Source organism: Halorussus limi, assembly GCF_023238205.1.
GTDB lineage: Archaea > Halobacteriota > Halobacteria > Halobacteriales > Haladaptataceae > Halorussus > Halorussus limi.
The window spans coordinates 709,813-734,859 of the sequence record NZ_CP096659.1 but is presented as its reverse complement, the minus strand read 5'-3'; the positions used below and the strand labels follow the sequence as shown (position 1 = coordinate 734,859).

Sequence of the window (25,047 nt, the reverse complement as noted above, 5' to 3'; positions counted from 1 at the left end):
GACAACAAAACCGGCGATCTACCGTCAAATTCCATTTCTACCGATACCGAATCAGAATCGGAACCATCTATATACTGATTACCAGACCACTCACAGACCAGAATCTATACGTACACCATGTCTCTCCGAAGAAATCAAGCAATACGTAGAATCGTTTCGATAACCCTAGAACCCCACAAGTTAATAACGCAAAACAGCAGTCTACACTCACTCATACAGCATAACTTTCGGGAAACAGCCGATTTGTAGACCGGCATTCGGAAGCTTTGCGAACATCTTGCGGTCAAATACACGGACTGAAGGGGTGTAGAAACAGTCCGCAAATACCGACTGAAGACCGAAATTAGTCCGGAGATGCCGACTCTTCGTCCAATCGCTGAGCGAGTTGGTCGAGGCCGAGCGTTGCGAGGAGCAGGACACCGCCGGCGTATAGGAACGACTGGGGGTCGGTGGCCAACTTCGAGAGATATCCGCTCCCGTATCCGACGAAGGTGCTCGCATAGCCCCAATACCGAGGTCGTCCAACCGATGCCCGTGACGCCGCCGAGGCGGTGAAGGGTCTCGCTATCGAAATTCATACTCCCTCCGTTTGCGCAGTCAATTCGGCGTCGTAATTCACCTGGTGACTCGCATGGCAGAGTAGGCCGAATCGGTGCGTCATTCGTCGGTAGCTACCCTTGGAGGAGGATGGTGAAAGGGGACCCATAGAAAGTTTGTTCAAGGTCACTCTTGAGTACTTTTTGCTTAGGTGAGCGCCGAACCCTCGGACCGCTATCGTCGGCACTTCCTACACGGCGACGAGGGACGAGAGCAACGCCGCTAGCGCGACAAGAAGACTTGATATCGTTCACAGGTATAATGATGGAAATATACGCCAGCAAAAACCCACTTACGTTGATAGCAGGAAGTAAAGAGCAACCAGTCAGGAGTTCCGGACCAGCGGTTCGTACCAGTCCCGATTTGCTCGGTACCACTCGGTGAACTCCTCGACGCCCTCTCGGATGGTCGTCGTCGGTTCGTACCCGATCAGTTCCTTCGCCTTTGAGATATCGGCGTGGGTGTGTTCGGCGTCGGCGTCGTTGCGTTCGCCATACTCTAGTTCCAACTCCGGCGCGAGTTGGTCGCGAATCTCCTCGGCGAGCGTCCGAATCTCGATGTTGTCCGTGCTGCCGACGTTCATCGCCTCGCCGTCGGCGGCGTCGGTGTCCAGCAGCGTTCGGTTCGCTTCGACCACGTCGCCGACGAAGGTGAAGTCCCGCGTCTGGGTGCCGTCGCCGTAGATGACCGGCGGTTCGCCGTTCGTGCACCGCGAGACGAAGTTCGAGATGGCCATGTTCGGCCGCATTCGCGGGCCATACACGGTGAAGTACCGGAGCGAGACGGTCGGCAGGCCGTACACCTCGTTGTAGACGCGGGTGTACTGCTCCTGAGCCACCTTCGACGCGCCGTAGGGACTGACGGGCGTGTTCGGGTGGTCCTCGTCGTAGGGCAGGTACTCCGGCTTGCCGTACACTGACGACGATGAAGCGACGACGACGCGCTCAGTGTCCGAGTCACGGGCGGCCTCCAGCACGTTGAGGGTGCCCGCGACGTTGATGTCATTGACCTTCTGGGGTTCCTCGACGCTGGTTCGGACTCCGGCCTGCGCGGCCTGATGGAAGACCACGTCGGCGTCGCCGACCTGCTCGTCTACGACCGCCTCGTCGCGTACGTCCCCCCGAATCAGTTCGTACGACCCGTCGCTCTCCGCGGCCGCCTCGCGGGCCGCCTCGACGTTGTGTTCCTTGATGCCCGTATCGTAGAACGGTTCGAAGCTGTCGAGTGCGACCACGTCGTGGCCGTCGCGGGCGAACTCCTCGGCGAGATGGCCGCCGATGAACCCCGCACCACCGGTAACGAGTATTCGCATTACCTACTGCTCTCAACGGCGATTAGCAAAAAGCCACTGGGGTCAAAGCCGATACACGGTAGTCTGAGGGTCGTCGGTCGCCTCGCGTACGCTATTCATGGTGGGCGAATGTCGTGAGTGGGGTATAAACTCTGCGAAGGTCCTGCGAGGGCGACCGGCCCGGGGAGATGGACAGGATTTTCCGGGTCGCTCCCGCGACACCGCGTATGACAGCGCCAACTGCGCACCACTTCGGCGTGACGGTGACGGACCTCGACCGGGCGGTCGAATTCTACCGCGACGTCCTCGGTCTCGACGTTCTCGACCGATTCACCGTCTCGGGCGAGGCGTTCTCGGACGGCGTCGGCGTCTCGGGCGCGACCGGCGACTTCGCGCACCTCGACGCCGGGTCGGCCCGCGTCGAACTCGTGGAGTACGACCCCGAAGCCGACGAGTCGGACGCGACGAGCGTCAACCAACCTCGCGCAAAACACCTCGGCCTCGCGGTCGACGACCTCGATAGCTTCCACGCGGACCTGCCGGCCGAGGTCGAGACGCTGAGCGAACCCCGGACGACCGAGAGCGGGACCCGAATCCTGTTCGTCCGCGACCCCGAGGGCAATCTCGTCGAACTACTCGAAGCGTAGGTCCGGGAGGAACTTGTGATTGCGGACAACTTCAGGTACCGCGAGCGCCAACTCACAGTATGCTCGGAGTCGTTCCGGCCGCCGGCGAGGGAACTCGTCTCCGGCCGCTGACCGAGGAGAAACCGAAGGGACTGGTCGAAGTCGCTGGGAAGCCGTTGCTCGCGCACGTCTTCGAGACGCTCGCCGCGAGCGGCGTCGAGGAGGTGGTCGTCGTCGTGGGCTACGAGGGCGACGCGATTCGGGACTACTTCGGCACCAGTGCCGCGGGCGTCCCGCTCTCCTACGTCGAACAGAACGACCGGTTAGGACTCGGCCACGCCGTCTTGCAGGCCGAGTCGCACGTCGATGGCCCGTTCGTCGTGCTGAACGGCGATAACGTGGTCGCGGGCGACCTGCGCGAACCGATGGCTCGCCAGCGCGACCCCGACGTGGACGCGGTGGTCGCCGTCGAGGAAGTGGACCTCGCGACGGCGCGGGAGACCGGCGTGGTGTCCGTCGAGGGAGGCGACGACGGCGCGAGCGAGCGCATCACTGGAATCGCGGAGAAACCGACCGACCCGCCCTCGACGCTGGCGACGACCGGAGCGTACGTTTTGCCGGAGGAAATCTTCGACGCGCTCGACCTGCTCCGTCCGTCCGAGCGCGGCGAGTACGAACTCGCCGACGCGCTCGGCGTCCTGATTCGGGCGGGAGCGCGGGTCGAGGCAGTTCCGCTGACCGCCGAGCGCGTGAACGTCAACGCGCCCGCCGACCTCGACGCCGCGGCGGAAATCGTCCGTGAGCGCGACTGAACTCCCGCCAGCGGCGACACTCGCGGCGTGTCAAATTTCGTGATAATTTCGGTACTTTCATATGCCGCTGTCGTTCTGTTCCGAACGATGCAACAGGTATCTTCGCAAGACGCGTCGACTCCGGTGCTCGCCGCACTCGTCGGTGACGAATGCAGTTGGTGCGCCGCCGGAACCCTGGCGCGCGAGGAGTTCAAGGGCGACGCCGCCGTCGTCTGCGAGGAGTGTGGCACGCCCGCCGCTCGCGTCTGGTAACTCGATCGCCGCGGTCCCCGCCGGAAAATCCTCCGCGTCGGTCCCGCCAGAAAAACTCGCGTTTTTTCAGAACAACGCTTCCAGTTCGTCGGCGTCGTCCCGGACGAGACTCTCCAGATTCTCCTCGCGCTCTTCCTCGATGTCGTCGATGTTGTCCTGCGTCTCGACCGCGACCTCTTGGAGGGCCTTGACGCGCGGGACGTCGGTGACGCCCGAGAGGAGCGTGACCGCCGCGACGTGGTCGGTGTCGCCGACGGGGAAGTCGCCGCCCCGGACCTCCATGCTCGCGGTCTCGTTCTCCAGCCACTTCCGGCCGCGCTCGATTCCCTTCCGATTGAGGTGGTCCTGTGGGCCACTCACGACGACGAGCGAGCGGTCGGTGCTTCGGACCTCACAGGGCAGCGTGAGTCGCCCCAGCGCCGCCTTCCGGACGAGGCTGGTGATGCGATTGGTGGTCTCGGTCGCGTCGAGTTCGCCGTCGGAGAACCGGCCGAGCAGACCGCCGCCCGCCGTCTCGACCTGTTCGGTGGCGTAGCCGACCGTCGAGACGCCGCCGCAGGAGAGCGTGTTGATTATCTCGCTGGAGTCCACGACGCTCTCGGCGACCGCCTGCCCCTCGCGGACCTCGCCCGCCGAGAACAGGATGCCGAACCGGCGGACGATCTCCTCGTTGATGCGGTCGTAGCCGCCACGGACCGACTCGCCGGTCTCGCGCCACGCGTCGTTGTCGAACACCAGCAGGTTGTCCACCTCGTCCACGAAGGTCTTGAACGACCGCGCGGCGTTGAGCGTGTAGATGCCGCCCTCGTCCTCGGCGGGCAGGATGCCCAACCCGTACACCGGTTCGGTGTAGATGCGCTTGAGGTGGCTGGCGAGGACGGGCGCGCCGCCCGACCCGGTGCCGCCGCCCATCCCCGCGACGACGAGGAACGCGTCGATCTCGTGTACCGGCACGTCGTCGAGCGCGCCCTGAATCTCGTCGATGTCCGCCTCGGCGATTTCGGCGCCCAACTCGTTGTCGGCGCCGACGCCGTGACCCTTGACGCGGGCCTGTCCGATGAGGACGCGGTTTCGCTCGGGGACGTTTTCGAGTCCCGCGAGGTCCGCCTTCGCGGTGTTGACCGCGATGGCCGACCGGACGACGTCGCTTCCCGTCTCCCGGTCGTACTCCACGAACTTGTCCACGATTTTACCTCCTGCCTGCCCGAAGCCGATCATTGCGAGCTTCATATTTTGGTGCCTCCCTAACGCCGATATCTGCGAGTTACCCGGCGACTACCGCGCAGGTTGTGCCGGGCTTATCGGCTGTATCTCGTCACGTCGGGGGACTTACCCATAGTTATACGGCGGCACACGGGGTTTCAGGCGGTCCCACACGAGACCGTGGCGGACGAGCGAACGCCGTCGCGAGGAGTCAAGCGGTGTGTTCTCCGAGCGGTGACGGTCGATTCGTCCGAGACGGCTCGAAGTACGGACCGCCGCCGTTTAGCGGTTCTCGGCAGTAAAGACCGCTTACTGCCGGCCGCTCCGCTATCCCGTCGGCGCGCTTCGACGCGCGTATTATTCCCGACCGACAACCCAAGCGCATGCGCCAGTTCATCGTCCTCGGCCACGACGCCCCGACGACCCCCGACTTCTCGCTCGACGACCTCGCGGGCGGCGCGGGCCGCCTCGACGTGCTGTGTCGGTGCGTCAACTCCGCGTTCTTCCTCTCGCACGCGATTCGAGAGGACGTGCGGGTCCACCTCGTCTTGCGGGACGAGGTCACGGTCCGGTTCGAGGGGTCCGAACTCCGACGACTCAATCCCGACGAGCGAAGCACGGCGGCCCTGATTCGCGGTGCCCTAGAGGAGAAAGGCGAGGCTATCGGCCACATGGAGGCCGAGAGTTCGCCCGGCGTCTACGTCTCGAAGCGCGGCTTCGAACCGGTGCTGGAGGAGGCCGCGCGCGACGGCACCGTGGTCCAACTCCACGAAGACGGCGACCCGGTAGTCGAGGTCGAACCGCCCGAAAATCCGGTCTTCGTCCTCTCGGACCACCACGACTTCGGCGACGGCGAGGCGTCGCTGCTCGCCGACGCGGCCGACCGGCGCGTGCGCCTCGGCCCGGAACTGCTCCACGCCGACCACGCCGTCACGGTGGCGCACAACTACCTCGACACCGAGGGGTTCGAGCGCTACTGACGGGCATTTCCGGGGTTTCGAGACGGTCCGGTCCAGAGTCGGCGGACCGAACTCGCACCGAGACGCGGGTTCGTCTCACCGGGAGAACGACACCCTCACGGTTCTCCGACCAGCACCTACGCCCATGCGAGTCAGCGTGGTCGGCGGCAGTACCGTCACTGAATCGGAAGCCAAGTCCGCCGAGCGCGTCGGCCGCCGCCTCGCACAGCGCGGCCACACCGTCGTCTGCGGCGGTTTGGGCGGCGTCATGGAGGCCGCGTGTCGCGGCGCGAGCGAGGCGGGCGGGCGGACCATCGGCATCCTCCCCGGCGAGGACCGCGCCGCCGCGAATCCCTACGTGGACGTGGCCGTCGCCACGGGACTGGGCCACGCCCGGAACGCGCTCGTCGTGATGAACGGCGACGCCGTGGTCGCGGTGGACGGCGGCGTCGGCACCCTCTCGGAACTCGGTTTCGCGGGCGTCTTCGACCGGCCGATAGCGGGTATCGACACGCACGACGCGCCGGGGGTCGAGGCGGTCGGGTCGGCCGCCGACGCGGTGGCCTTCGTCGAGGCGGCCGTCGAGTCGGGCGACGGTAGAGAACGGTAGATGTGTCTTAGAGGTGCGTAGATATTGCTGAGAGAAACGTACAGTTATCTTCTGCCTCGACTCCGACAAAGACCGAACGGACGACCACGAGACGACGACTCTCTCACTCGACGTATCGCCCGCAACAATCCTGAAGGCCGTCCGTCCGCTACGGGACCCAATGCCACTCTCCGAGGACCAGTGGGAGCAGGCCGAACCGGACCAGAACGTCATCGCGCTCGTCTACGGCTTCCTCGAAGACGAGAAGCCGACCGCCTACTCCATCGAGGAGATATTCACGAAGGCGGAGGCGAGCGTTCAGGACGACTCGTCGTCGACGTGGGAGGACGTGGGCGCGGTCCTCGGCGAGCAGTCGGCCGAGGACGAGTACCGGTGGGCGTTCGAGTACCTCGTCCACGCCGGTGAACTGGAGAAGCGCGCGGTGGTCGACGGCGGCGAGAAGGTCGAGTTCTACCGCGCGACCTGACTCCTCGGCGGCGGAATCCCGGCGACCGGTCGGGCGAATCCGGAAGGATTAAACTTCCGACCCGCCTTTGTTCACGTGCGGGCCGGTGGGGTAGCTTGGTATCCTTCGGCCTTCGGGTGGCCGTAACCGCGATTCGAATTCGCGCCGGCCCACTTTTCCCGCATTCACTCCCGATGAGCGACGGCGAGGGGCACAAGCCTCTTGCGCTCGCGCCCCCTTCGAACGACGCTCATGCACGTACTCGTAGCCGGTTCGCACGGACAGGTCGGCCAGCACGTCACTCGACTACTTGCCGAGGGCGACCACGAGGTCCGGGGGATGGTCCGCGACGAGGCCCAGACGTCCGACATCGAGGACCTCGGCGCCGAGGCGGTCCTCGCGGACCTGACCGAGGACGTAACCAGCGCGGTCGAAGGGTGCGACGCCGTCGTGTTCGCCGCCGGGTCGGGCGGCGACGACGTGTGGGGCGTGGACCGCGACGGCGCGATAAACATCATCGAGACCGCCGAGGACGGCGACGTCGACCGGTTCGTGATGCTGAGTTCCATCAACGCCGACTCGCCCGAGGAGAGTCCGGAGGAACTCCGGGAGTACCTGAAGGCGAAGGCCGAGGCCGACGAGCGACTCCGCGAGAGCGACCTGACGTACAGTATCGTCCGTCCGGGGGCGCTGACGAACGAGGAGGGGACCGGGAAAATCCGAACCGGTGCGGACCTCGACCGGAAGGGCGACGATATTCCCCGGGAGGACGTCGCCGCCACCCTCGTCGCCGCGCTTCCGATGGAGAGCACCCACGGGCAGACGTTCGAGGTTCTCTCCGGGGACGAACCGATAGAACAGGCGCTGGAGTCGCCCCTCGACGGGGAGTGAGCGACCGCCGACCGCTCGGACGAACGGACGGAACGGCGAACAACGTTTTATACTTCCCGTAGAATCGGTGAACAACGACACATGGCGACTGCCACAGGCGTTCCACTTCCACGCCAGCGGACTCTACGCCGCCTGACGCAACGCACACGCCCGACCGACGCCGAGAGCGTCGCCGCCGCATGATGCCCGGCGACGCGGACCGCGAATCACGTCGAAACGACGACCCCGGCGACGAGTTCGAGCGCGCGGAACCGGTCGAGGCCGACGCCGAGTCCGCGGGACCGGCCGACGCTGACGCCGAGTCCGCCGAGACGCCGCCGACCGACGACGGCCGACTCACCATCCCCCTCGAAACGGTCGCGGTCCTGAACTGGCTCGGCGACGTTGGCGTCGACGGCGTCGAGTCGCGACTGAACAAGGTGCCCGTCGGCGACCTCTCGGCGCGGACCGACCACGTCAAAATCGACTACGCGACGGCCGAGACCGTCGTCGACCGGTTCGGCGTCGAGGACCGGGCCGGCGCGCGGGTCCGCCTCCGCGGTCCGTTTTCGGGGACCGTCCTCGTCGTCTTCCCGGTCAAGAGCGCGAACCGCGCGGCGTCGCTCATGCTCCGGAGCGCCGTCCGAGACGTGGAGTCTGTCGTCTCGACCGAGATGGGCCGGGACGCGCTGACCGAACTCTGCAACGCGATGGCCAACGGGTTCGTCGACGAGTGGGCCGAACGCCTCGACACGCCCATCGACACCGGCCCGCCCGTCGCGGTCCAGAACCCCGAGATGACGCTGGTCCAGCGCGTCTTCTCGATTTCGGACGTGGGACTGTACCTGACCGCGAGCCTCCGGATTCCGGAACACGACGTCGAGGCGACCGTCTTCGTCTTCCCGGACGACGAGGAGTTCGTGAGCAAAATCGCGCGCTTCGGCCCGAAAGTCATCGACCGATAGAGTCCTCCGGCACCCTCGCCCGATTCCCCGGACCGGAACGTTTCTTGCCGGGGCGGAAGACGATACGCCATGCTCGAACTCGACGCGCTCGACCACGAACCCCACGTCCGACGCGCAATCGACCTCGCCCGCGAGGCCGGCGACCGCGGCGACGGTCCGTACGGGTCGGTTCTCGTCCGCGACGGCGAAGTCGCGATGGAGGCGACGAACCGCGAGAACACCGACGACGACGTCGCGCTCCACCCGGAACTCACGCTCGCGCGTCGCGCCGCTCGCGAACTCTCTCGGGCCGAGCGCGCGGAGACGGTGATGTACACCAGCACCGAACCCTGTCCGATGTGCGCGGGCGGCATCGCTATCACCGGTCTCGGCGGCGTCGTCTACAGCGTCTCGGCGGCGCGACTGGCCGAGGCGTTCGACGGGCCGGAAGGAATCCCGTGCGGAGAAGTCTTCGAGCGCCGCGGCCGGGAGATTCCGGTCCTCGGCGACGTGCTCGCCGATGAGGGGATGGAGATTCACCGGGAGTTCCGGGAGTAGTGCGTCCTTCCGATGGCTGTCGGTCGAAGTGAGGGCGGGGTGTTCGCCCGAGTCCGCGGCCCGACGGAATCGCCGGTCAGGCGTCGAACTCGTCGGCGATTTCGCGGAACGTTTCCACCGTCAGGTCGGGTTCCGCATCGTACGGCCCCCAGAGCGCGTCCTGCCGGTCGACCCAGATTCCCTGCATCCCGGCGTGCATCGCGCCCGGAACGTCCCACCACCCGCCGGCCACGAAAGCGATTCCCTCTGGCGGTTCCCCGATGCGGTCGGCGGCGTGGCGGTAGAGTTCCGGTTCCGGCTTGAACCGCTCTACCTCGTCCGCGCTCACGGTCGCTTCGAGCAGGTCGCCGATGTCCGCGTGGTCGACCATGGATTCGAGCATCTCCTCGTTGCCGTTCGAGACGACGTAGAGGTCGTAGCCCGCGTCGCGCAGTCGCTCCATTCCCTCCCGAACGTCGCCGTACACGTCGAGTTCGTGGTACGTCGAGAGGATGTCCTCGCGTTCGCTCTCGTCGAGTTCGACGCCCCGCGCGTCGAGCGCCCACCGGAGCGCGTGCCTGATGAGTTCGTAGAACGAACGGTACTCCTCGACGGCGTTCCCGACCATCGCGTACTCCAGCGACCGGTCGCGCCAGAGTTGGGCGACCGTCTCGGGGTCGTCGACGTGCTCCGACAGCGGTTCTTCGACCGTGGTCACGTCCACGATGGTGCCGTAGGAGTCGAACGCTATCGCCTCGACCGCGTCGGTGTCGAGCGCCATGTCGGGTGTACGTCCACCCGGACGCCGAAATAGCTTCTCGCCGGGCGACCGAACCGCCCGAACTGCTCCGGTGTGTGGCGACGTTCGGCGGTTCCCTTCCCGGTACCGCGACGACCCGGCGACCGCGAGACTACCGATTCCGGACCGCGGGTCACGACCCTTTTGTCCGTCGCGCTCCGAGTGAGAGCGATGACAGAGCAGTTCGACGCGCCCGTCGAATCGACCGAGGACGCCGCCGAGCGCCGGGACGAGGTGGTCGCTCGGGTCCGCGACCACGCCGGAAAAATCGCCCGCCAACTCGCCCTCCTGCAGGGCGGCGACTACGGCAAGCGCACCTTCGAGACCGACGACGGCGAGTGGACGGTCAAGTACGAGGCGGGCGACCTCCAGTTCCTCCTGTTCGAGGGCCGGAAGGCCGAGACCTACGTCGTCTCGACCCACCAGCCACCGGACCCCGAGGACCTCGCCGAGGCGATGACCGACTACGGGAACTTCGTGGAGTCGTTCAACCGCTACGTCCGGTCGCTCGACGGCGTGCTGGACGAGGTGCCCGCGGACTTCCCGACCGTCGCGTCCACCGAGTCGGTGGTGGCCGAGCGCGAGCGCATCCTCCGGCGCGTCCGGGAGGTAGCCGACCAGATTGCCCGGCAACTCGCCCGCTACGAGGGCGGCGAGTACGGCACCTACGGCACTCGGGTCGCGGGCAACCGCTGGGAACTCAAGTGGGACGAGGACGGCGCGTCGTACCTCCGGGTCGGCGGCGAGGGCGGCATCTACCTCCTCTCGCAGTACCAACCCCCGTCGGCCCACGACGTTCGCAGTCTCGCCGAGGACGTGCCCGCGTTCGTCGAGGCGTTCAACGACTACGTCGAGGACCTCGACGCGAGCCTCGACGGCGTCTCGCTCTGAGACCTACCGCTCTCCGAGGACTCCCCGCGAGGCCTCCTTCAGAATCTCCAGTCCGGTCGCGGCGTCCCCGAGGTCGATGTACTCGTCGACGGCGTGGGCCTGCGCGAGGTTCCCCGGTCCCCAGATGATGGCTGGCGTCCCGGCCGCCACGAACTCGCGGGCGTCTGTCGCGGCCTCCAGTCCCCACGGGTCGGCGGGCGCGTCGGCCAGTTCCGCCGAGAGACCCCGGAATCGCTCGGCGAGCGGATGGTCGGGGCGAATCCCCGCGGAGGCGTAGTGCTTGACCAGCGAGCGGTCGGTCTCGACGCCCGCCTCGCGCTCGACACCCGCGAGCAACGCCTCGATTTCGTCCTCGACTTCGGCGAACGTCTCGTCGGGCAGGATGCGCCGGTCGAGCAGCAACTCCGCGCGACCGGGCAGGACCGCCATGTTCGAGTCGGTCCCGGCCTCGAACTCGGTGACGGTCGCGAACGCCCGGCCGACCAGCGGGTCCGAGCGCTCGCGCAGGCGGTCGTCGTACTCGTCTGCCGCGTCGAGCAGCGGTCTCGCGGCGTCTATCGCGTTGGTGCCTTGGTCGGGGCGACTCGCGTGGGAGGCCGACCCCGAGACGGCGATGCGGTAGGTCGCGACGCCCTTCGCGCTCGTCCCGACCCGGAAGTCGGTGGGTTCCAACACGACCGCGCAGTCCCCGCCGTAGCCCTCTTCGAGGAGCGTCCGGGTTCCGGGATGGCCTGTCTCCTCGCCCATCGCGCCGTGGAAGACCAGCGACCCGTCGAGGTCCCCCGACTCGATTTCGGGCGCGAGGTCCCGGAGCGTCAGCATCGCGAGCGCGAGGTTGGTCTTCATGTCGGCGCTCCCCCGGCCGTAGAGGATGCCGTCCTCGACGACTCCGGCGAAGGGGTCGCGCTCCCACTCGCCGGGGTCGCCCGCGGGCACCACGTCGAGGTGGCCGTTCAGCACGAGCGTAGTTGCGTCGTCCCCGGCCGCCTCCCGGGGGTCCTCGCCGACCCACGCGACCACCTGCGCGCGCTCTGCGCTCGGTCGCTCCACGAGGCGGGTCTCGATGCCGCGCTCGGCGAACCAGTCCGCGACGAACTCGGCGCAGGGTCGCTCGTCGCCCGGCGGGTTCTCCGTGGGGATGGCGACGAGTTCGGCCGCGAGCGCCGCGAGTTCGTCGTGCGGAGTCGTCATCGTCGTGGCGGCGTTTCGGTCGCCACCGCGTTAGTACCCCGGGTCGTTCGAGGCCGGCCGACCCCCGACCTACGCCTCCGGGCGGCCGAACAGGCGGTCCACGGCGGCCAGTCCCGGCCGGCCGAGCGCGGACCCGAGCGCCGCCCCGATGTGGTAGGCGTAGTCGTCGGGCGTCTCCCACGCCGCGCGGGCGAGCGCCGCCGTCGCGCGGGGCGACCAGCCCTCCTCCGCGAGCAGTTTCCGGCCGACCTGATAGTGGGTCTCCCGGAGCGCGCGCTGGCGAATCCGGTCGGGGAACCGGCGGTAGAGTCGGTCGTAGGTCGCTATCACCTCCATGCGCCCGTCGAGGTAGGTCCACGAGTCCGACAGCGAGTCGCCGGTCCGACCCCGGACCACCAGCGGTTCGGCCACGTAGTCGAACTTCGTCTGGAGCGCGAGGTCTATCTTCAGTCCGGTGTCGTCGGCCCCGTGGCGGTGACGGAGCGGCAGGACTCGCTCCAGCACCTCGCGGCGTATCAGCATCGTGGAGTTGATGCACGGGAACGTCCGCATCTCCAGCGCGCGTCCGAGAACGTCGCCGCGCACGACCGGGTTCGGCAGAATCTCGCCGCGGTTCTCGTCGTCCATCCCGCAGTAGACGACCCCGACTTCGGGACCGAGGCGGTCCACCTGCTTGCGCACCTTCGAGGGCGCGAGTCGGTCGTCGTCGTCCAGGAACTGCACGTACTCGCCGTCGGCCATCTCCGCCCCGATACTCCGGGCGGCCTGCGGCCCCTCGTCGCGCTCTTGTGGGACGTAGGTCGCGCCGAACGACTCGGCCACCGGCCGGGCGTGTTCGTCGTCGGACCCGTCCACGACGAGGACCTCTATCGGTCGGTACTCTTGGGCCGCGACGCTTTCGAGCGCCCGGCGGAGGCGGTCGTTCCGGTAGTGGGTCGGCACGACGACCGAGACGAGACCGCCGGACTCACCGTTTCGCGTCATCTCTCGGTCGTACGACTTCGGTCGGGAAAGTCGCGGCGGCGGCCGACGCCCGAGTCCGTTCGGCGGCCGCTGGACTCGTTTCCACATCTTGATAAGGCATTGGTGTCGTGGATTACGGTAGCTACGATGAGTCGCACCTGCGCTGTAACGAATCGACCGGGGGCCGGTGGCGATGTCTGAGACCGAATCGCTCGACGCGCGACAGCGGACTCCGCAGTTCGTCGTGGTCTGTGGCCTGCCGGGGGTCGGCAAGACCACCGTCGCCGAGGACATCGCCGAGCGACTCGACGGGCGTCTCCTCCGGACCGACGTGGTTCGCAAGGACATCCTCGACGACCCCGATTACACCGAGGCGGAGGCCCGGATGGTCTACCGCGAACTGTTCGAGCGCGCGAGCGACGTGGTCGAGGGCGGGCGGAGCGTCGTCCTCGACGGGACGTTCAAGGACGCCGCCGACCGCGAGCGCGCGGTCGAACTCTGCGAGTCGCTGGACGCCGAGTTCCGACTGGTCAAAGTCGAGTGCGACGAGGCGGTCGTCCGGGACCGAATCGCCAGCAGGGAGGACGACGCCAGCGACGCCGACTTCGAGGTTCACGCGATGTACCGCGAGCAGTTCGACGCCGTCTCGGCCGACCACGTCACGGTGGATAACTCCGAGAGCGCGGCCGAGACGCGGAGACAGGTCGCCGAGCAGTTCTGAGTCGAGAGCGGACTCTCCGGACGACCCCGGGTTTCTGGAACTTCGACCGGCGAGAGCTATCTTCCAGTACCCGCAACTCGACGCGACCTGCTAACCGCGACCCGGCCCGCTAACCGCGACCCGACGCCGCCGACTCGGAATCCGCTACCTTTTTGCTCCGATGCCGACCACCGGGCAAAGAGAATGGTCGCCGAGCAGATAGACGCGCCCGACCCCGAAACCCTCGTCAGCGAGGCGAAGGCCGCGTTCCGGGACGGCGCTTTGCTCTCCGTGCAGGCACGTTGCGAAGTCGAGTACGACGGCCGGACCTCGGGCTACTTGGGACCGGGGGACCGCCTCCTCGTCGCCAAGCCCGACGGGACGTTTCTGGTCCACCAGCCGACCGGCCACAAGCCCGTCAACTGGATGCCCGGCGGGGGAACCGTCTCCGCGCGCGTGAGCGACGGAGAGGCGGTCTTGCTCGCGCGGCGCACGAACCCCACCGAGCGGGTCGAGGCCCGGATTCTCGACGCCCACGGTCTGACGCGCTTCGACGCGACCGACGGCGCGACCTACGAGGAATCGGGCACCGAGGCCGAGATGCACGAGTACATCGAGTCGAACCCCGACGTGCTGGAGGAGGGCCTGCGCATCGTCGAACACGAGCGCGAGAGCAAGTACGGCTTCATCGACTTCTTCGCGCGCGACGAGTCGGGCACTCCGGTCGTCGTCGAGGTCAAGCGAATTCAGGCGACCCTGAACCACTTCGACCAGTTGCAGCGGTACGTCTCCCTCTACGAAGAGCGCGAATCTTCGCCTCAGGAAGGCGGTGTAGCCGCCGGAAACGACGAAGTGCGCGGGATGCTCGTCGCGCCCTCCGCTTCCGAGCGCGTGAAGCGGGCGCTGCGGGACAACGGTCTGGAGTTCGTCGGTCTCTCGGAGTTCGAGACCGACGCGAAGGGCGCGACCGAGGCGAAACTGACCGACTTCTAGCCGACTGTGAGCAACGTCTAGGTTTCTTTTGGGCGCACGTACACACAGAATGGAATGAATTTTATTCCTTCGTAGCGCCCGCTCCGGTCTCGAACCGAACGACCGTCCAGCGATTCCGGCGGACCCGATCCGCGACGAACTACGGCCCGTCGACTACCGCAAGCAGGGGTGAGACGCGCGAGGTGGCTTGTAGCGGGCATACGACTCATGGCGCTCGGACATGAACAGTGACCCGAGATGAGACTCGTTCGACGGACGACCGTTCTCGATGGAGTCCACGGTATCCATGCCCACTAACTGGTCGAAGTGGTTCGCCGGCGAGGACACGCTGTTCCCGTGGCTGACCCGCCGCCAGCGCCTCGTCACCGCCTACGTGATTTCTCTCGTAGTTCTCATCCTGCTGTACTCGGTCCTCTACAACTACGGGATGCGGACGCTGGAGGGCCACGACCACTCGCTGTTCCGGTCGCTCCAGACCGTGGTCGAGACGATGACGACGACCGGATACGGCGCGGACGCGCCGTGGTCGTCGCCGCTGATGAACGTGTTCGTCATCTTCATGCAGTTGACGGGCATCGCCATCGGGTTCGCCACGCTTCGGGTCCTCATCATCCCCCTGTTCGAGCGCGCACCGCTCGACCTCAGCGACCGCCTGACCGCGAAGGACGACCACGTAATCGTCTGCGAGTACCGGCGAGACACGGGCGTCCTGCTGGACGAACTGGAGCGACTGAACGTAGGTTACGTCCTCATCGAGTCCGACGCCGAGGAGGCCAAGCAACTCTCCGACGACGGCTATCAGGTCATTCACGGCGACCCGGAGGAGGGCGCGGAACTCGAACGCGCCATGGTAGACGAGGCGAGCGCCATCGTCACCGACGCGGGCGACCGTAACGCCAGCGTCGTCCTGACGGCGCTCCGACTCAACGACGACCTCAGGGTGATATCGTTCACGGACACGCCCGACCACAACGCCGCACTCCGGGAGGTCGGCGCGGACGTGGTGCTGTCGCCCGACGCGCTCATCGGTCGCCGACTCGGCCAGAAGACGGCCGCGTGGGCCGACACGCCGGAGGCGATGGGCGACGCCACCGTCGGGGACGTCCGCATCCGAGAGGTGTTAGTCCGCCGAAACAGCCCGCTGGCGGGCGTGCAGATAGAGGACACGGCGCTCGCCAACCACTCCGACGTCACGCTCGTCGGCGCGTGGATAGACGGCGACCTCCGTCTGCCGGTGGACCCGACCGACGTCGTCACGCCGAACTCGGTCCTCATCGTGGCCGGGACCGAGGCGGCCATCGACGACGTTCAGGAGTTCGCGGCCGGACTCCGACCCCCGCGCCGCCACGAAAACGTCGTCGTCGCGGGGATGGGCGTCGGCGGCCGGGCGGCCGTCGACGCGTTGGCCGAAGGGGTCACTGCGACGACCATCGACGCCGAGGACGGCCGAAACGTGGACGTGGTCGGCGACGTGCGCGACCCCGAGACGCTGGAGACGGCCGGCATCGAGGACGCCAGCGCGCTCGTCGTCACGGTGGGCGACGACTCGACCGCCATGCTCGCTATCGCCATCGCCCGCACGCTCACCGACGACATCGAGATTCTGGTCCGGGTCGACGGCACGGCGAAGTCGCCCACCGCGTTCGACGCCGGGGCCGACTACGTCCTCTCGACCCAGCGGGTCAGCGCCCGCCTGCTGGCCCGCGAACTCCGGGGAGAGGACGTTCTCACGCCGTTCGAGCAGTTGCGCATCGTCCGCGCGGACGCCGCGGCCTTCGCGGGGCGGACGCTCGCCAAGGTGAGCGCCGAGACGAAAGCCGGGTACGTCTTCGTCGGCGTGGAGCGCGACGGGGCACTCGTCACCGACGACGGGACCGAAATCGCGGCCGGCGACCGACTCATCGTGGCCGGAACCGACGCGACCATCCGGGAGTTCGAGCGCCAGTACGCGTAAGAACGGCGGGCGGTGGACTCCGGGAGGACGGTCAGTCGCCCCGCACCGCGGTCTCTGACTCGTCCTCGAAGTCCCGCTGGCTCATCTCCTCGACCGAGAGGTGACACGAGATTTCGTGGCCGGTTCCGGCCCGCTTCTCCTCCAGTTCCGGGACCTCCTGTTCGCACACGTCGCCTATCTTCTTCGGACAGCGGGTGTGGAACCGACAGCCTGACGGCGGGTCTATCGGACTCGGGACCGACCCCTCCAGAAGGATGCGGTCGGTCTCCCGGTTCGGGTCGGCGTGGGGCACCGCCGACAGCAGGCTCTCCGTGTAGGGGTGGTACGGCGGGCCGAACACCTGCTCGACCGTACCGATCTCCGAAATAGTGCCGAGGTACATCACGGCCACCCGGTCGCAGATGTGCCGGACCACGCCGATGTTGTGCGAGATGAACAGGAACGAGATGCCCCGCTCGGCCTGGATGTCGTTGAGCAGGTTGAGAATCTGGGCCTGCACCGACACGTCGAGCGCCGAGACCGGTTCGTCGCAGACGATGAGTTTCGGTTCGACCGCCAGCGCGTGAGCGATGGCGACCCGCTGCTGCTGGCCGCCCGAGAACTCGTGGGGGTACCGCTGGGCGGCGTCGCGCGAGAGGCCGACCCGCTCCAGCAGGTCCCGCACGCGCTCGTCTTTCTCCTCGCCGGTGGCGATGCCGTGCTTCTCCATCGCCCGGCCGACTATCTGACCGACGGTCTTGCGGGGGTTGAGCGAACTCTGGGGGTCTTGGAACACCATCTGCATCTCCCGGCGGAGGCTCCGGACCTCCGAACTCCCCATCTCGTGGACCGGTTCGCCCTCGAAGTAGACCTCGCCGTCGGTGGGTTCGAGCAGGTTGAGCGCGGTCCGGGCGACGGTCGACTTCCCGCACCCGGACTCCCCGACCAGTCCGAGGGTCTCGCCCTCGTAGATGTCGAAACTCACGCCGTCGACCGCCCTGACGTACTCGCGCTCGACCGACGGCAGTCCGCCGTCGAACGAGAGGCTGAGGTTGCCGAGGACGCCGTCGCCCGCGCTGAAGTGCTTCTTCAGGTCCCGGACCTCGAACAGCGGTTCGCCGCTGCGGTCGACGTCCGCCCGTCCCGCGCCGGTCTCGCGGACGTCGCTCTCCGAAAGGTCGAGGTCTGCGGCGTGGATGCAGGCCGCCCGCGAGTTCGTCCCCGGGACCGTGTCGAGCGGCGGGTCCCCGCCGGTGCGACACGCCTCGGTCGCGTGGGGGCACCGCGGGGCGAAGTTACAGCCCTCGGGGAGGTTCGTCAGGTCGGGCATCGCCCCGTCGAGGGTCGGCAGTTCGTCGTAGTCGGCGTCGACCTCCGGAATCGAGTCGATGAGCGCCCGGGTGTAGGGGTGCTGGGGGTCGGCGAACAGGTCGTCGAGTTCAGCGGTCTCGACGAGGTTGCCCGCGTACATCACGCCGACGTGGTCGCAGGTCTGGGCGACCACGCCGAGGTTGTGGGTGATTATCAGCACAGCCATCCCCTTCTCCTCCTGCAGTTCGTTCAGCAGGTCGAGTATCTTGGCCTGGGTCGTCACGTCGAGCGCGGTGGTCGGTTCGTCGGCGATGATGAGGTCGGGTTCGCAGGACAGTCCGATGGCCAGCAGGACGCGCTGGCGCATCCCGCCCGAGAACTCGTGGGGGTAGTCGTCGATTCGCGACTCGGCGTCGGGGATGCCGACCTCGCGCATCGCCTCGATGGCGCGGCGTCTAGCCTCCGCCTCGCCGAGTCCCTGGTGGTGTTCGATGGTCTCGATTATCTGAGAGCCCACAGTCAGCACCGGGTTGAGCGAGGACATGGGGTCCTGTGGAATGAGCGCGATGTCCTTGCCCCGGACGCCCTGCATCTCCGTCTCGGTGAGTTCCAGCAGGTCCTCGCCCTCGAACAGCACCTGCCCGCCGGTTATCTCGCCGGGCGAGTCGATGAGTCGCATGATGGAGCGGGCGGTCACGCTCTTGCCGGCCCCCGACTCGCCGACGATGCCCATCGTCTCGCCGCGGTCGAGCGCGAACGAGACGTCGTTGGCGGCGACGACCGACCCCTCCGCGGTTCGGAACTCCGTGCGGAGGTTCCGGACGTCGAGCAGGTGGTCCTCGTCGTTCGCCGGCGATGCGACGGTCGATGCCTCCTCGTCGGTCGGCGTGTGCGTGCTCATGGGTTCACCGTTCCTCCGTGTCGACCTTCGGGTCGAGGACGTCCCGCAGGCCGTCACCGAGCATGTTGAACCCGATGACGGTGATGCCGATGGCCAGTCCCGGGAAGACGATCATCCACGGAGCGGTCTCGATGAACCCCCGTCCCGTGTCGATGATGAGTCCCCACGACGGCGTCGGTGGCTGTGCGCCCAGACCGAGGAACGAGAGGCTCGCCTCGGCCAGGATGGCGAACGAGATGTTGAGCGACCCCTGGACGAGCAGCGGGGCCGCGCAGTTGGGCAGCACCTCGCTGAAGACGATGCGGGTGTCGGACTCGCCGCGCGCGACGGCGGCCTCGACGTACGCCTCGTTGCGCTCGGTCAGCGCCGCGCTCCGGGCGACCCTGGCGATGTACGGGGTGTAGACGAACGCCAGCGCCAGGATGACGTTCCGGAGTTCCGGGCCGAGTACCACCATCAGCGTCAGCGCCAGTAACACCGGCGGGAACGCCATGGCGGCGTCCATCACTCGCATCAGGACCTCGTCGGTCAACCCGCCGAAGTAGCCCGCGACCACCCCGATGAGCGTCCCGACTGCGAGCGCCGCGGCGATGGAACCGAAGCCCACGTACAGCGAGATGCGACTCCCCATCACCACCCGACTGAAGATGTCGCGGCCGAGTTCGTCGGTCCCGAACGGGTGTTCGAGCGACGGCGCCTCGGTCCGCTCGCTGATGTCGGTCTCCGAGATGGAGTAGGGCGCGATTATCGGGGCGAAGACGGCGACCACGATCAGCGCCACGACGATGACGAGGCCGACCATCGCCTTGGTGTTGTTGCGGAACTTCCGGACGAACGTCGAGGCCCGCTCGCGCTGGGCGTCCGACATGGACAGTCGGGCGCGGAGCGTGTCGCCGGGTTCGGCCGACATCACTCCTCACCCCCGTAGCGGATGCGCGGGTCGAAGTAGGCGTACAGCAGGTCGGCGGCGAAGTTCGAGGCCATGTATATCAGCGCGACGACGATGATGCAGCCCTGTATCAGGGGGATGTCGCGGCTCTGGATTGCGGTCAGCGTCAACTGGCCGATGCCCGGCCAGTAGAACACCTTCTCGAGGACGACGACCCCCCCGAAGGCGTAGCTGAACTGGAACGCGACGACCGTGATGACCGGGATGATGGCGTTGCGGAGGGCGTGACGCAGCACGACGACCCGCTGGGTCATCCCCTTCGCGCGGGCCAGTTTGACGTACTCCTCGCTGAGTACTTCGAGCATCGACGACCGGGTCATCCGCATGATGTACGCCGTCAGCGCGAACCCCATCGACGCCGCCGGCAGCGCGAGGTGCTTCAGCGCGCCGACGGGCGACTTCATCGGCGAGACGTAGCCGCCGGTCGGCAGGACGTCGAGCCAGACGGCGAACACCAGAATCGACAGTAGTCCCCAGAGGAAGATGGGGAGCGAGATGCCGACGAACGCGAACAGCGAGGTGGCCACGTCCGAGGGTTCGTTCTGGTGGACCGCCGAGTAGACCCCGAGCGGAATCGACAGCGAGACCGCGACGAACGTCGCGGCGAACGCCAGCAGGAGCGACCGGGGGAGCTTCTCCATGATGAGCGAGACGACCGGCTTCTCGTACCGCAGCGACGTTCCCATGTCGCCCTGGAGGAGTCCGAGGACCCAGTCGACGTACTGGAGATAGAGCGGTTGGTTGAGACCCATCTGTGCTTTCAGCGCCTGTATCGACTCGGGGGAGGCGTTCGGTCCCAGGATGAGCAGCGCGACGTTCCCGGGCAGGATGTTGGTGACGCCGAACGCGATGAGCGTCACCAGGAACAGCGTCACCGCCATGAACGCCACCCGCCGAGCCACGTAGTTGTACATCGACATTGGTAGGAGAGAGACCGCCGACTGTCAGTTCTCGAGCCAGTTGTCCTGGAAGCGGAGCGTCGACCCGTCGGGCGCGCCGATGTCGCCCTTGTACTGGTTCTTCGCGCCGTAGAGGTTCCCCTGCCACCAGAGGAAGAGGTGACCGGCCCGCTCGCGGTGGAGGATTTCGGTCGCCTTGTGGTACTTCTCGGCGCGCTTCTGCTGGTCGTACATGTGACGGGCCTCCTCGACCAGCTTGTTGTACTCCTCGTTCTTCCAGCCCGTGAAGAAGAACGCGCCGTCGGGGTGGAGGAACTTGTAGAACGAGACGTCGGGGTACCACAGCGCGAGGTACGAACTCGTCGTCGCTTGGAAGTTCTGCTTGGAGTAGACGTCCGAGAGCCAGCTGTTCCAGGTTATCTTCTGGATGTCGAGTTCGATGCCCACCTCGCTGGCCTGGTCGGAAATGACCTTCGCGGCCTGGACCTGTGCCGGGTACGACTGGGGAATCTTGAACGACGCCGAGTAACCGTCGGCCATGCCCGCCTGCTCCAAGTGCTTCTTGGCCTTCTGCTTGTCACGGGGGCGCGGCTTGACGTCCTTGTTGACCCACGGGCTCCCGGGCGTCGCGGGGGTCGCAGTCGTCTTGCCCGTGCCGTAGAGCGCGGCCTCGGCTATCTTCTGCTTGTCGAGCGCGAAGTCGAGCGCCAGACGGGCGTGCTTGTCGTCGAACGGCTTCTGGTTGCAGTTCATGCCGAGGTAGACCAGCGACTTCGGGAACTGCTTCTCGAAGCGGGTCTGAGGCATGTTCTTGACCGTTTCGACGTCCTTGGGCGCGACACCGTTGATGAAGTCGTACTCGCCCGCTTGGAACGACTGGAGGCGGACGCTCGGGTCGGTAATCTCGCTCTTGACGATTTTGTCCATGTACGGGCCGCCGCTCTTGCTGTCCCAGTAGTCGTCGAACTTCGTCATCGTGAACGACGACTCGATTTCGCGGCTCTCGAACTGGTAGGGGCCCGTACCGACGGGATTTCCGATCTTCTTTTTCTGAGCCTCCTTCTTGGGCATGATGGCGAGTTCGGCGGTCGCCATCTTCGCGATGAACGGCGCGAACGGCTCCTTCAGTTTGATCTGGAACTTGTACTTGCTCGGAGCCTTCATGTTCTCGACGAAGTCGAAGAAGCCGCTGGCGAGGTAGTCGCCGTTGGCGACCCGCTGGTAACTCGCCAGCACGTCCTCGGAAGTCATCTCCGTACCGTCGTGGAACTTGACCCCCTGCTGGAGGTCCATCGACAGGAGCGTGTTGTTCTCCTGCTTCTTCAGGTTCTTCGCCAGATGTGGCTTCAGCGAGTAGTCGGACTGGAGTTGGACGAGTTCCTCGTAGATGTTCTCGAGAACCCGCTTGGACGCGGCCGAACTGTCGAGGTGCGGGTCGAGGCCCTGCACCGGGACCGCGCCGCCCCACTGAAGCGTTCCGCCGGACTTGGGCGACCCGCCGCTGCCGCCGCTCGTCTGAGACGTGCCGCCGCTACCGGTCGTGGTCGCGTCCTGTCCCCCTTCGGATTCGCCGCCGCTCGTACACCCAGCGAGCACCAGCGGAACCGACGTCCCGACCGCGCCGACGAACTGCCGCCGGTCGAGCGAGACGCCCGAGTCGCTCCCGTCACTCTCATTGCTATCGCTTGGCATAGGCCGTGATTCAGGGTTATACGCCATAAAACTTCTGGAGTTTAACTTATCTTCGGTCTAATCAATCGTCTTTTTCCAAAACTCTATGGTAAGTAAACGTTTGTCGAAATGTGAACGGGAGGGCGCCCTTCCGACCCCTGTATTCGGGGACGACCTTACTCCGCCATAAGAACTACGCTTCTCCACGCGCCACGCGTGCCGAATTCGGCCGTCTCGGGCGTTCGTCGAGAATGGAAATACCGTTTGTGAGAAACAATCAAGTAGCGGTCGGTGAAACGAGGCGTACCGACCATGGACGTACGGACATCGCGGCTCCGGGACGACATCGAGGCCAACGCCGAGTTCGGGGCTGTGCCGGTCGAGGAGGGTAGGGGACGGACTGTACTGACCGGAACGACTGCCGACCGTAAGGCCCGCGAGTACCTCGTCGCGCGACTCCGCGACGCGGGCCTCGACGTGCGCGTCGACGCGGTGGGCAACGTCGCGGGCCGGTGGACGCCGGACAGCGCCGACCCCGACGCGGACCCGGTTGCGGCCGGGAGCCACCTCGACTCGGTTCCCGAGGGCGGCATCTTCGACGGTCCGCTCGGCGTCTACGCGGCCCTCGAAGCGGTCCGGGCGATGCGAGACGCCGACCTCGACCCCGCCCGGCCGGTCGAGGTGGTCTCGTTCACCGAGGAGGAGGGTCAGCGGTTCGACGGTGGCCTCGTCGGGTCGAGCGTTGCGGCCGGCGACATCCCCGTCGAGGAGGCGCTGGCCTTCGAGGACGACGGCGTCACGCTGGCGGCCGCGCTCGACGACATCGGCGCTCGGGGTGAGGGCCTGCTCGACGCGAGCGACTGGCACGCGTGGTTCGAACTCCACATCGAACAGGCCGAGCGACTCGAACGGGCGGGGGTCCCGGCGGGCGTCGTGACGACCATCACCGGCATCTCGCGGTGCGACGTCGAGATTCGGGGCGAGGCCAACCACGCCGGGTCGACCGGGATGGACGAGCGCTGCGACCCGCTGGCGGCCGCCAGCGAGTTCGTGCTCGACGTGGAGTCGGCCGCGAACGACGTCGTCGCCGACGAGAGCGACACCGCGGTCGCTACGGTCGGCAAACTCGACGTCCGGCCGAACGCGCCCAACGTCATCGCCGACGCGGTCGAATTGACCGTCGACGTCCGGGACGTCCGCCACGACTCGGTCCACCGCATCGTCGACGAGGCCCGCGCCAGCCTCGACCGCCTCGAAGCCGAGCGCGGCGTCGAGACGAGTCTCGACCGACCGTGGGACCGCGCGCCGGTCCCCATGAGCGAGCGCTGCCGCGACGCGCTCCACGAAGCGGGAGCGAGCGCGGGCATCGAGACGCTCGACCTCCATTCGGGGGCGGCCCACGACACGATGCACGTGGCGAACGCGACCGACGCAGCGTTGCTGTTCGCGCCCTCCGAGGACGGCATCTCGCACAACCCCCGGGAGTGGACCGACTGGGAGGACTGCGCGGCCGCGACCCGGGTGCTCGCCGGCGCGATGGCGCGACTGGCCGCGGAGTAGCCCCGACGGTCCGGTCCGACTGGCCGCGAAGGAGGCCCGATTCGTGGCGCGACCGTCGGTTCACGAAATGGAAACACGGCCGGTTTCTCGCGGGAACACTGGCGTATTTTCAGAAAATCGGCTATAAGAAGGGGTATAGACGCCGATCTACCGCGGAAAATTCGAGCGGTGTTCTCTCGCAGTAGTGAGTCTCTCGGCCGCATGCGGTCATCCACCGGGCTCAGACTGCCGTTCGGTGCGTTCACGATACGAGAACACCTATGAACCTCCAGCGGATACAGACAGTCATGACCGAGGAGAACTCGGGGGAGTCGCCGCGGATTCTGCAGACGGTTTCGCGCGCACTCCAAGTCGTCCGCGCGCTGGAGGAACTCGACGGGGCCACCGTCACCGAGGTGGCCGACCACCTCGATATCTCCAAGAGCGCAGCGTACAACTATCTCATGACCCTCGAGGACCAGCGACTCGTGGTCAAGGAGGGCAACACCTACACGCTGTCGCTGCAGTTCCTGATGCTCGGCGAGTACGTCCGCAACCAGAACACCCTCTACGAGACCGGCAAGGACGAGATAGAGCGACTCGCCGAGGAGACCGGCGAGTACGCCCACCTCGCGACCGTCCAGCACGGCCTCAGCGTCAACCTCTACAAGGTGAAAGGCGAGAAGGCTGTCGGGAGCAACTACCAGACCAGCAAGCTCCAGAAGCCCGACTACCTCCACTTCTCCGCGACCGGGAAGTCGATGCTCGCGCACATGCCCCGCGAACGCGTCGAGGAAATCGTCGACCGCTACGGACTCGCCCGGAAGACCGAGAACACCATCACCGACCGCGAAGAACTGTTCGCGGAACTGGAGGAGGTCCGCGACCGGGGCTACGCCTACAACGACGAGGAGGAGATAGAGGGCCTGCAGGCCATCGGCGCGCCCATCCGCGACCGCGGGGGCGACGTCCTCGGGGCGCTCAGCGTCTCCGGCCCGCTCCGGCGGATGAACGACCCGGACTACCACGACACCATCGTCGAGAAGGTGACCAACGCCGCCAACGTCATCGAGGTCAACATCAACATGGCCGAGACCGACGACGACCTCCCGGACTTCGCGTGAGTGCCCCGACTCAGACCCCGACGCGCGGTGCGTCTTC

The 25,047-nt window shown here is 66.7% G+C and carries 24 protein-coding genes and 1 tRNA gene; 16 read left to right on the top strand and 9 right to left on the bottom strand.

Going from position 1 to position 25,047, the window contains the following annotated elements; all coding sequences use genetic code 11:
- Positions 1-922: 922 nt before the first annotated feature.
- Positions 923-1,909 (bottom strand): SDR family NAD(P)-dependent oxidoreductase, encoded by a 987-nt coding sequence (locus tag M0R89_RS03865; RefSeq protein WP_248651255.1) that lies wholly within the window; start codon positions 1,907-1,909, stop codon positions 923-925.
- Between the two features lie 206 nt (positions 1,910-2,115).
- On the opposite strand from M0R89_RS03865, the gene M0R89_RS03860 reads away from it, so the two are divergent.
- From M0R89_RS03860 to M0R89_RS03850, 3 genes are all read left to right on the top strand, one after another.
- Complete coding sequence (locus tag M0R89_RS03860; protein ID WP_248651254.1) at positions 2,116-2,535, top strand: VOC family protein; 420 nt, start codon at positions 2,116-2,118, stop codon at positions 2,533-2,535.
- Positions 2,536-2,594: 59 nt separating this feature from the next.
- Positions 2,595-3,326, top strand: a complete 732-nt coding sequence (locus tag M0R89_RS03855; protein WP_248651253.1) for a sugar phosphate nucleotidyltransferase — start codon at positions 2,595-2,597, stop codon at positions 3,324-3,326.
- A gap of 87 nt (positions 3,327-3,413) precedes the next feature.
- Positions 3,414-3,578 (top strand): HVO_A0556 family zinc finger protein, encoded by a 165-nt coding sequence (locus tag M0R89_RS03850; RefSeq protein WP_248651252.1) that lies wholly within the window; start codon positions 3,414-3,416, stop codon positions 3,576-3,578.
- A gap of 66 nt (positions 3,579-3,644) precedes the next feature.
- Here M0R89_RS03850 and M0R89_RS03845 read toward each other — a convergent pair whose 3' ends face one another.
- Positions 3,645-4,808, bottom strand: coding sequence for a tubulin/FtsZ family protein (locus M0R89_RS03845; protein WP_248651251.1), 1,164 nt, complete (start codon positions 4,806-4,808; stop codon positions 3,645-3,647).
- 356 nt (positions 4,809-5,164) lie between these two features.
- On the opposite strand from M0R89_RS03845, the gene trmY reads away from it, so the two are divergent.
- The 7 genes from trmY to M0R89_RS03810 all read left to right on the top strand — a co-directional run bounded on the left by trmY (position 5,165) and on the right by M0R89_RS03810 (position 9,167).
- Positions 5,165-5,761 carry a tRNA (pseudouridine(54)-N(1))-methyltransferase TrmY gene (trmY, locus tag M0R89_RS03840; protein WP_248651250.1) on the top strand — a complete coding sequence of 199 codons (597 nt, stop codon included), beginning with the start codon at positions 5,165-5,167 and terminating at the stop codon, positions 5,759-5,761.
- A gap of 124 nt (positions 5,762-5,885) precedes the next feature.
- Positions 5,886-6,350: a TIGR00725 family protein gene (locus M0R89_RS03835; protein WP_248651249.1), complete on the top strand. Its 465-nt coding sequence runs from the start codon at positions 5,886-5,888 to the stop codon at positions 6,348-6,350.
- A gap of 160 nt (positions 6,351-6,510) precedes the next feature.
- The gene (locus tag M0R89_RS03830; protein WP_248651248.1) at positions 6,511-6,816 is read left to right on the top strand and encodes a hypothetical protein; all 306 of its coding nucleotides are present in this window, start codon (positions 6,511-6,513) and stop codon (positions 6,814-6,816) included.
- A 79-nt stretch (positions 6,817-6,895) separates the two neighbouring features.
- A tRNA-Pro gene (locus M0R89_RS03825) sits at positions 6,896-6,968 on the top strand.
- A gap of 79 nt (positions 6,969-7,047) precedes the next feature.
- Positions 7,048-7,686 carry an SDR family oxidoreductase gene (locus tag M0R89_RS03820; protein WP_248651247.1) on the top strand — a complete coding sequence of 213 codons (639 nt, stop codon included), beginning with the start codon at positions 7,048-7,050 and terminating at the stop codon, positions 7,684-7,686.
- 179 nt (positions 7,687-7,865) lie between these two features.
- A complete protein-coding gene (locus M0R89_RS03815; RefSeq protein ID WP_248651246.1) occupies positions 7,866-8,630 on the top strand; it encodes a chemotaxis protein CheC in 765 nt (254 codons plus the stop codon).
- A 69-nt stretch (positions 8,631-8,699) separates the two neighbouring features.
- Complete coding sequence (locus tag M0R89_RS03810) at positions 8,700-9,167, top strand: nucleoside deaminase (RefSeq protein WP_248651245.1); 468 nt, start codon at positions 8,700-8,702, stop codon at positions 9,165-9,167.
- Positions 9,168-9,243: 76 nt separating this feature from the next.
- Here the strand turns inward: M0R89_RS03810 and M0R89_RS03805 are convergent, their stop codons facing one another.
- Entirely contained in the window at positions 9,244-9,927 is a 684-nt protein-coding gene (locus tag M0R89_RS03805) for a haloacid dehalogenase type II (RefSeq protein WP_248651244.1), read from the bottom strand.
- A 189-nt stretch (positions 9,928-10,116) separates the two neighbouring features.
- On the opposite strand from M0R89_RS03805, the gene M0R89_RS03800 reads away from it, so the two are divergent.
- Positions 10,117-10,836 (top strand): profilin-fold protein, encoded by a 720-nt coding sequence (locus tag M0R89_RS03800; RefSeq protein ID WP_248651243.1) that lies wholly within the window; start codon positions 10,117-10,119, stop codon positions 10,834-10,836.
- 3 nt (positions 10,837-10,839) lie between these two features.
- Here the strand turns inward: M0R89_RS03800 and M0R89_RS03795 are convergent, their stop codons facing one another.
- Positions 10,840-12,027, bottom strand: a complete 1,188-nt coding sequence (locus M0R89_RS03795; protein WP_248651242.1) for a M20 family metallopeptidase — start codon at positions 12,025-12,027, stop codon at positions 10,840-10,842.
- A 69-nt stretch (positions 12,028-12,096) separates the two neighbouring features.
- Entirely contained in the window at positions 12,097-13,011 is a 915-nt protein-coding gene (locus M0R89_RS03790; protein ID WP_248651241.1) for a glycosyltransferase family 2 protein, read from the bottom strand.
- A 172-nt stretch (positions 13,012-13,183) separates the two neighbouring features.
- Between M0R89_RS03790 and M0R89_RS03785 the strand changes: the two genes are divergently transcribed.
- From M0R89_RS03785 to M0R89_RS03775, 3 genes are all read left to right on the top strand, one after another.
- Positions 13,184-13,711 (top strand): P-loop nucleotide/nucleoside kinase family protein, encoded by a 528-nt coding sequence (locus tag M0R89_RS03785; protein ID WP_248651240.1) that lies wholly within the window; start codon positions 13,184-13,186, stop codon positions 13,709-13,711.
- A 183-nt stretch (positions 13,712-13,894) separates the two neighbouring features.
- Positions 13,895-14,683: an endonuclease NucS gene (gene nucS, locus M0R89_RS03780; RefSeq protein ID WP_248651239.1), complete on the top strand. Its 789-nt coding sequence runs from the start codon at positions 13,895-13,897 to the stop codon at positions 14,681-14,683.
- Positions 14,684-14,969: 286 nt separating this feature from the next.
- Positions 14,970-16,637 carry a potassium channel family protein gene (locus M0R89_RS03775; protein ID WP_248651238.1) on the top strand — a complete coding sequence of 556 codons (1,668 nt, stop codon included), beginning with the start codon at positions 14,970-14,972 and terminating at the stop codon, positions 16,635-16,637.
- A 31-nt stretch (positions 16,638-16,668) separates the two neighbouring features.
- Here M0R89_RS03775 and M0R89_RS03770 read toward each other — a convergent pair whose 3' ends face one another.
- Genes M0R89_RS03770 through M0R89_RS03755 form a run of 4 tightly spaced genes read right to left on the bottom strand, consistent with a single transcriptional unit; the run spans position 16,669 to position 22,368 of the window.
- A complete protein-coding gene (locus tag M0R89_RS03770; RefSeq protein WP_248651237.1) occupies positions 16,669-18,828 on the bottom strand; it encodes a dipeptide ABC transporter ATP-binding protein in 2,160 nt (719 codons plus the stop codon).
- Positions 18,829-18,832: 4 nt separating this feature from the next.
- Complete coding sequence (locus M0R89_RS03765) at positions 18,833-19,738, bottom strand: ABC transporter permease (protein WP_248651236.1); 906 nt, start codon at positions 19,736-19,738, stop codon at positions 18,833-18,835.
- The gene (locus M0R89_RS03760; protein ID WP_248651235.1) at positions 19,738-20,697 is read right to left on the bottom strand and encodes an ABC transporter permease; all 960 of its coding nucleotides are present in this window, start codon (positions 20,695-20,697) and stop codon (positions 19,738-19,740) included. The genes M0R89_RS03765 and M0R89_RS03760 overlap by 1 nt, the downstream gene beginning before the upstream one ends.
- Positions 20,698-20,721: 24 nt before the next feature.
- Positions 20,722-22,368 carry an ABC transporter substrate-binding protein gene (locus tag M0R89_RS03755; RefSeq protein ID WP_248651234.1) on the bottom strand — a complete coding sequence of 549 codons (1,647 nt, stop codon included), beginning with the start codon at positions 22,366-22,368 and terminating at the stop codon, positions 20,722-20,724.
- A gap of 291 nt (positions 22,369-22,659) precedes the next feature.
- Here M0R89_RS03755 and M0R89_RS03750 point away from each other — a divergent pair, with 291 nt between their 5' ends.
- Both M0R89_RS03750 and M0R89_RS03745 read left to right on the top strand, forming a co-directional pair.
- Positions 22,660-23,907: a Zn-dependent hydrolase gene (locus tag M0R89_RS03750; protein ID WP_248651233.1), complete on the top strand. Its 1,248-nt coding sequence runs from the start codon at positions 22,660-22,662 to the stop codon at positions 23,905-23,907.
- Between the two features lie 287 nt (positions 23,908-24,194).
- Positions 24,195-25,010 carry an IclR family transcriptional regulator gene (locus M0R89_RS03745; protein WP_248651232.1) on the top strand — a complete coding sequence of 272 codons (816 nt, stop codon included), beginning with the start codon at positions 24,195-24,197 and terminating at the stop codon, positions 25,008-25,010.
- Positions 25,011-25,047 lie beyond the last annotated feature (37 nt).

Excerpts from the sequence above, each read along its gene's own strand:
- M0R89_RS03865 (WP_248651255.1), bottom strand. The coding sequence starts at position 1,909 with ATGCGAATACTCGTTACCGGTGGTGCGGGGTTCATCGGCGGCCATCTC.
- M0R89_RS03860 (WP_248651254.1), top strand. The coding sequence starts at position 2,116 with ATGACAGCGCCAACTGCGCACCACTTCGGCGTGACGGTGACGGACCTC.
- M0R89_RS03855 (WP_248651253.1), top strand. The coding sequence starts at position 2,595 with ATGCTCGGAGTCGTTCCGGCCGCCGGCGAGGGAACTCGTCTCCGGCCG.
- M0R89_RS03850 (WP_248651252.1), top strand. The coding sequence starts at position 3,414 with ATGCAACAGGTATCTTCGCAAGACGCGTCGACTCCGGTGCTCGCCGCA.
- M0R89_RS03845 (WP_248651251.1), bottom strand. The coding sequence starts at position 4,808 with ATGAAGCTCGCAATGATCGGCTTCGGGCAGGCAGGAGGTAAAATCGTG.
- trmY (WP_248651250.1), top strand. The coding sequence starts at position 5,165 with ATGCGCCAGTTCATCGTCCTCGGCCACGACGCCCCGACGACCCCCGAC.
- M0R89_RS03835 (WP_248651249.1), top strand. The coding sequence starts at position 5,886 with ATGCGAGTCAGCGTGGTCGGCGGCAGTACCGTCACTGAATCGGAAGCC.
- M0R89_RS03830 (WP_248651248.1), top strand. The coding sequence starts at position 6,511 with ATGCCACTCTCCGAGGACCAGTGGGAGCAGGCCGAACCGGACCAGAAC.
- M0R89_RS03820 (WP_248651247.1), top strand. The coding sequence starts at position 7,048 with ATGCACGTACTCGTAGCCGGTTCGCACGGACAGGTCGGCCAGCACGTC.
- M0R89_RS03815 (WP_248651246.1), top strand. The coding sequence starts at position 7,866 with ATGATGCCCGGCGACGCGGACCGCGAATCACGTCGAAACGACGACCCC.
- M0R89_RS03810 (WP_248651245.1), top strand. The coding sequence starts at position 8,700 with ATGCTCGAACTCGACGCGCTCGACCACGAACCCCACGTCCGACGCGCA.
- M0R89_RS03805 (WP_248651244.1), bottom strand. The coding sequence starts at position 9,927 with ATGGCGCTCGACACCGACGCGGTCGAGGCGATAGCGTTCGACTCCTAC.
- M0R89_RS03800 (WP_248651243.1), top strand. The coding sequence starts at position 10,117 with ATGACAGAGCAGTTCGACGCGCCCGTCGAATCGACCGAGGACGCCGCC.
- M0R89_RS03795 (WP_248651242.1), bottom strand. The coding sequence starts at position 12,027 with ATGACGACTCCGCACGACGAACTCGCGGCGCTCGCGGCCGAACTCGTC.
- M0R89_RS03790 (WP_248651241.1), bottom strand. The coding sequence starts at position 13,011 with ATGACGCGAAACGGTGAGTCCGGCGGTCTCGTCTCGGTCGTCGTGCCG.
- M0R89_RS03785 (WP_248651240.1), top strand. The coding sequence starts at position 13,184 with ATGTCTGAGACCGAATCGCTCGACGCGCGACAGCGGACTCCGCAGTTC.
- nucS (WP_248651239.1), top strand. The coding sequence starts at position 13,895 with ATGGTCGCCGAGCAGATAGACGCGCCCGACCCCGAAACCCTCGTCAGC.
- M0R89_RS03775 (WP_248651238.1), top strand. The coding sequence starts at position 14,970 with ATGCCCACTAACTGGTCGAAGTGGTTCGCCGGCGAGGACACGCTGTTC.
- M0R89_RS03770 (WP_248651237.1), bottom strand. The coding sequence starts at position 18,828 with ATGAGCACGCACACGCCGACCGACGAGGAGGCATCGACCGTCGCATCG.
- M0R89_RS03765 (WP_248651236.1), bottom strand. The coding sequence starts at position 19,738 with ATGTCGGCCGAACCCGGCGACACGCTCCGCGCCCGACTGTCCATGTCG.
- M0R89_RS03760 (WP_248651235.1), bottom strand. The coding sequence starts at position 20,697 with ATGTCGATGTACAACTACGTGGCTCGGCGGGTGGCGTTCATGGCGGTG.
- M0R89_RS03755 (WP_248651234.1), bottom strand. The coding sequence starts at position 22,368 with ATGCCAAGCGATAGCAATGAGAGTGACGGGAGCGACTCGGGCGTCTCG.
- M0R89_RS03750 (WP_248651233.1), top strand. The coding sequence starts at position 22,660 with ATGGACGTACGGACATCGCGGCTCCGGGACGACATCGAGGCCAACGCC.
- M0R89_RS03745 (WP_248651232.1), top strand. The coding sequence starts at position 24,195 with ATGACCGAGGAGAACTCGGGGGAGTCGCCGCGGATTCTGCAGACGGTT.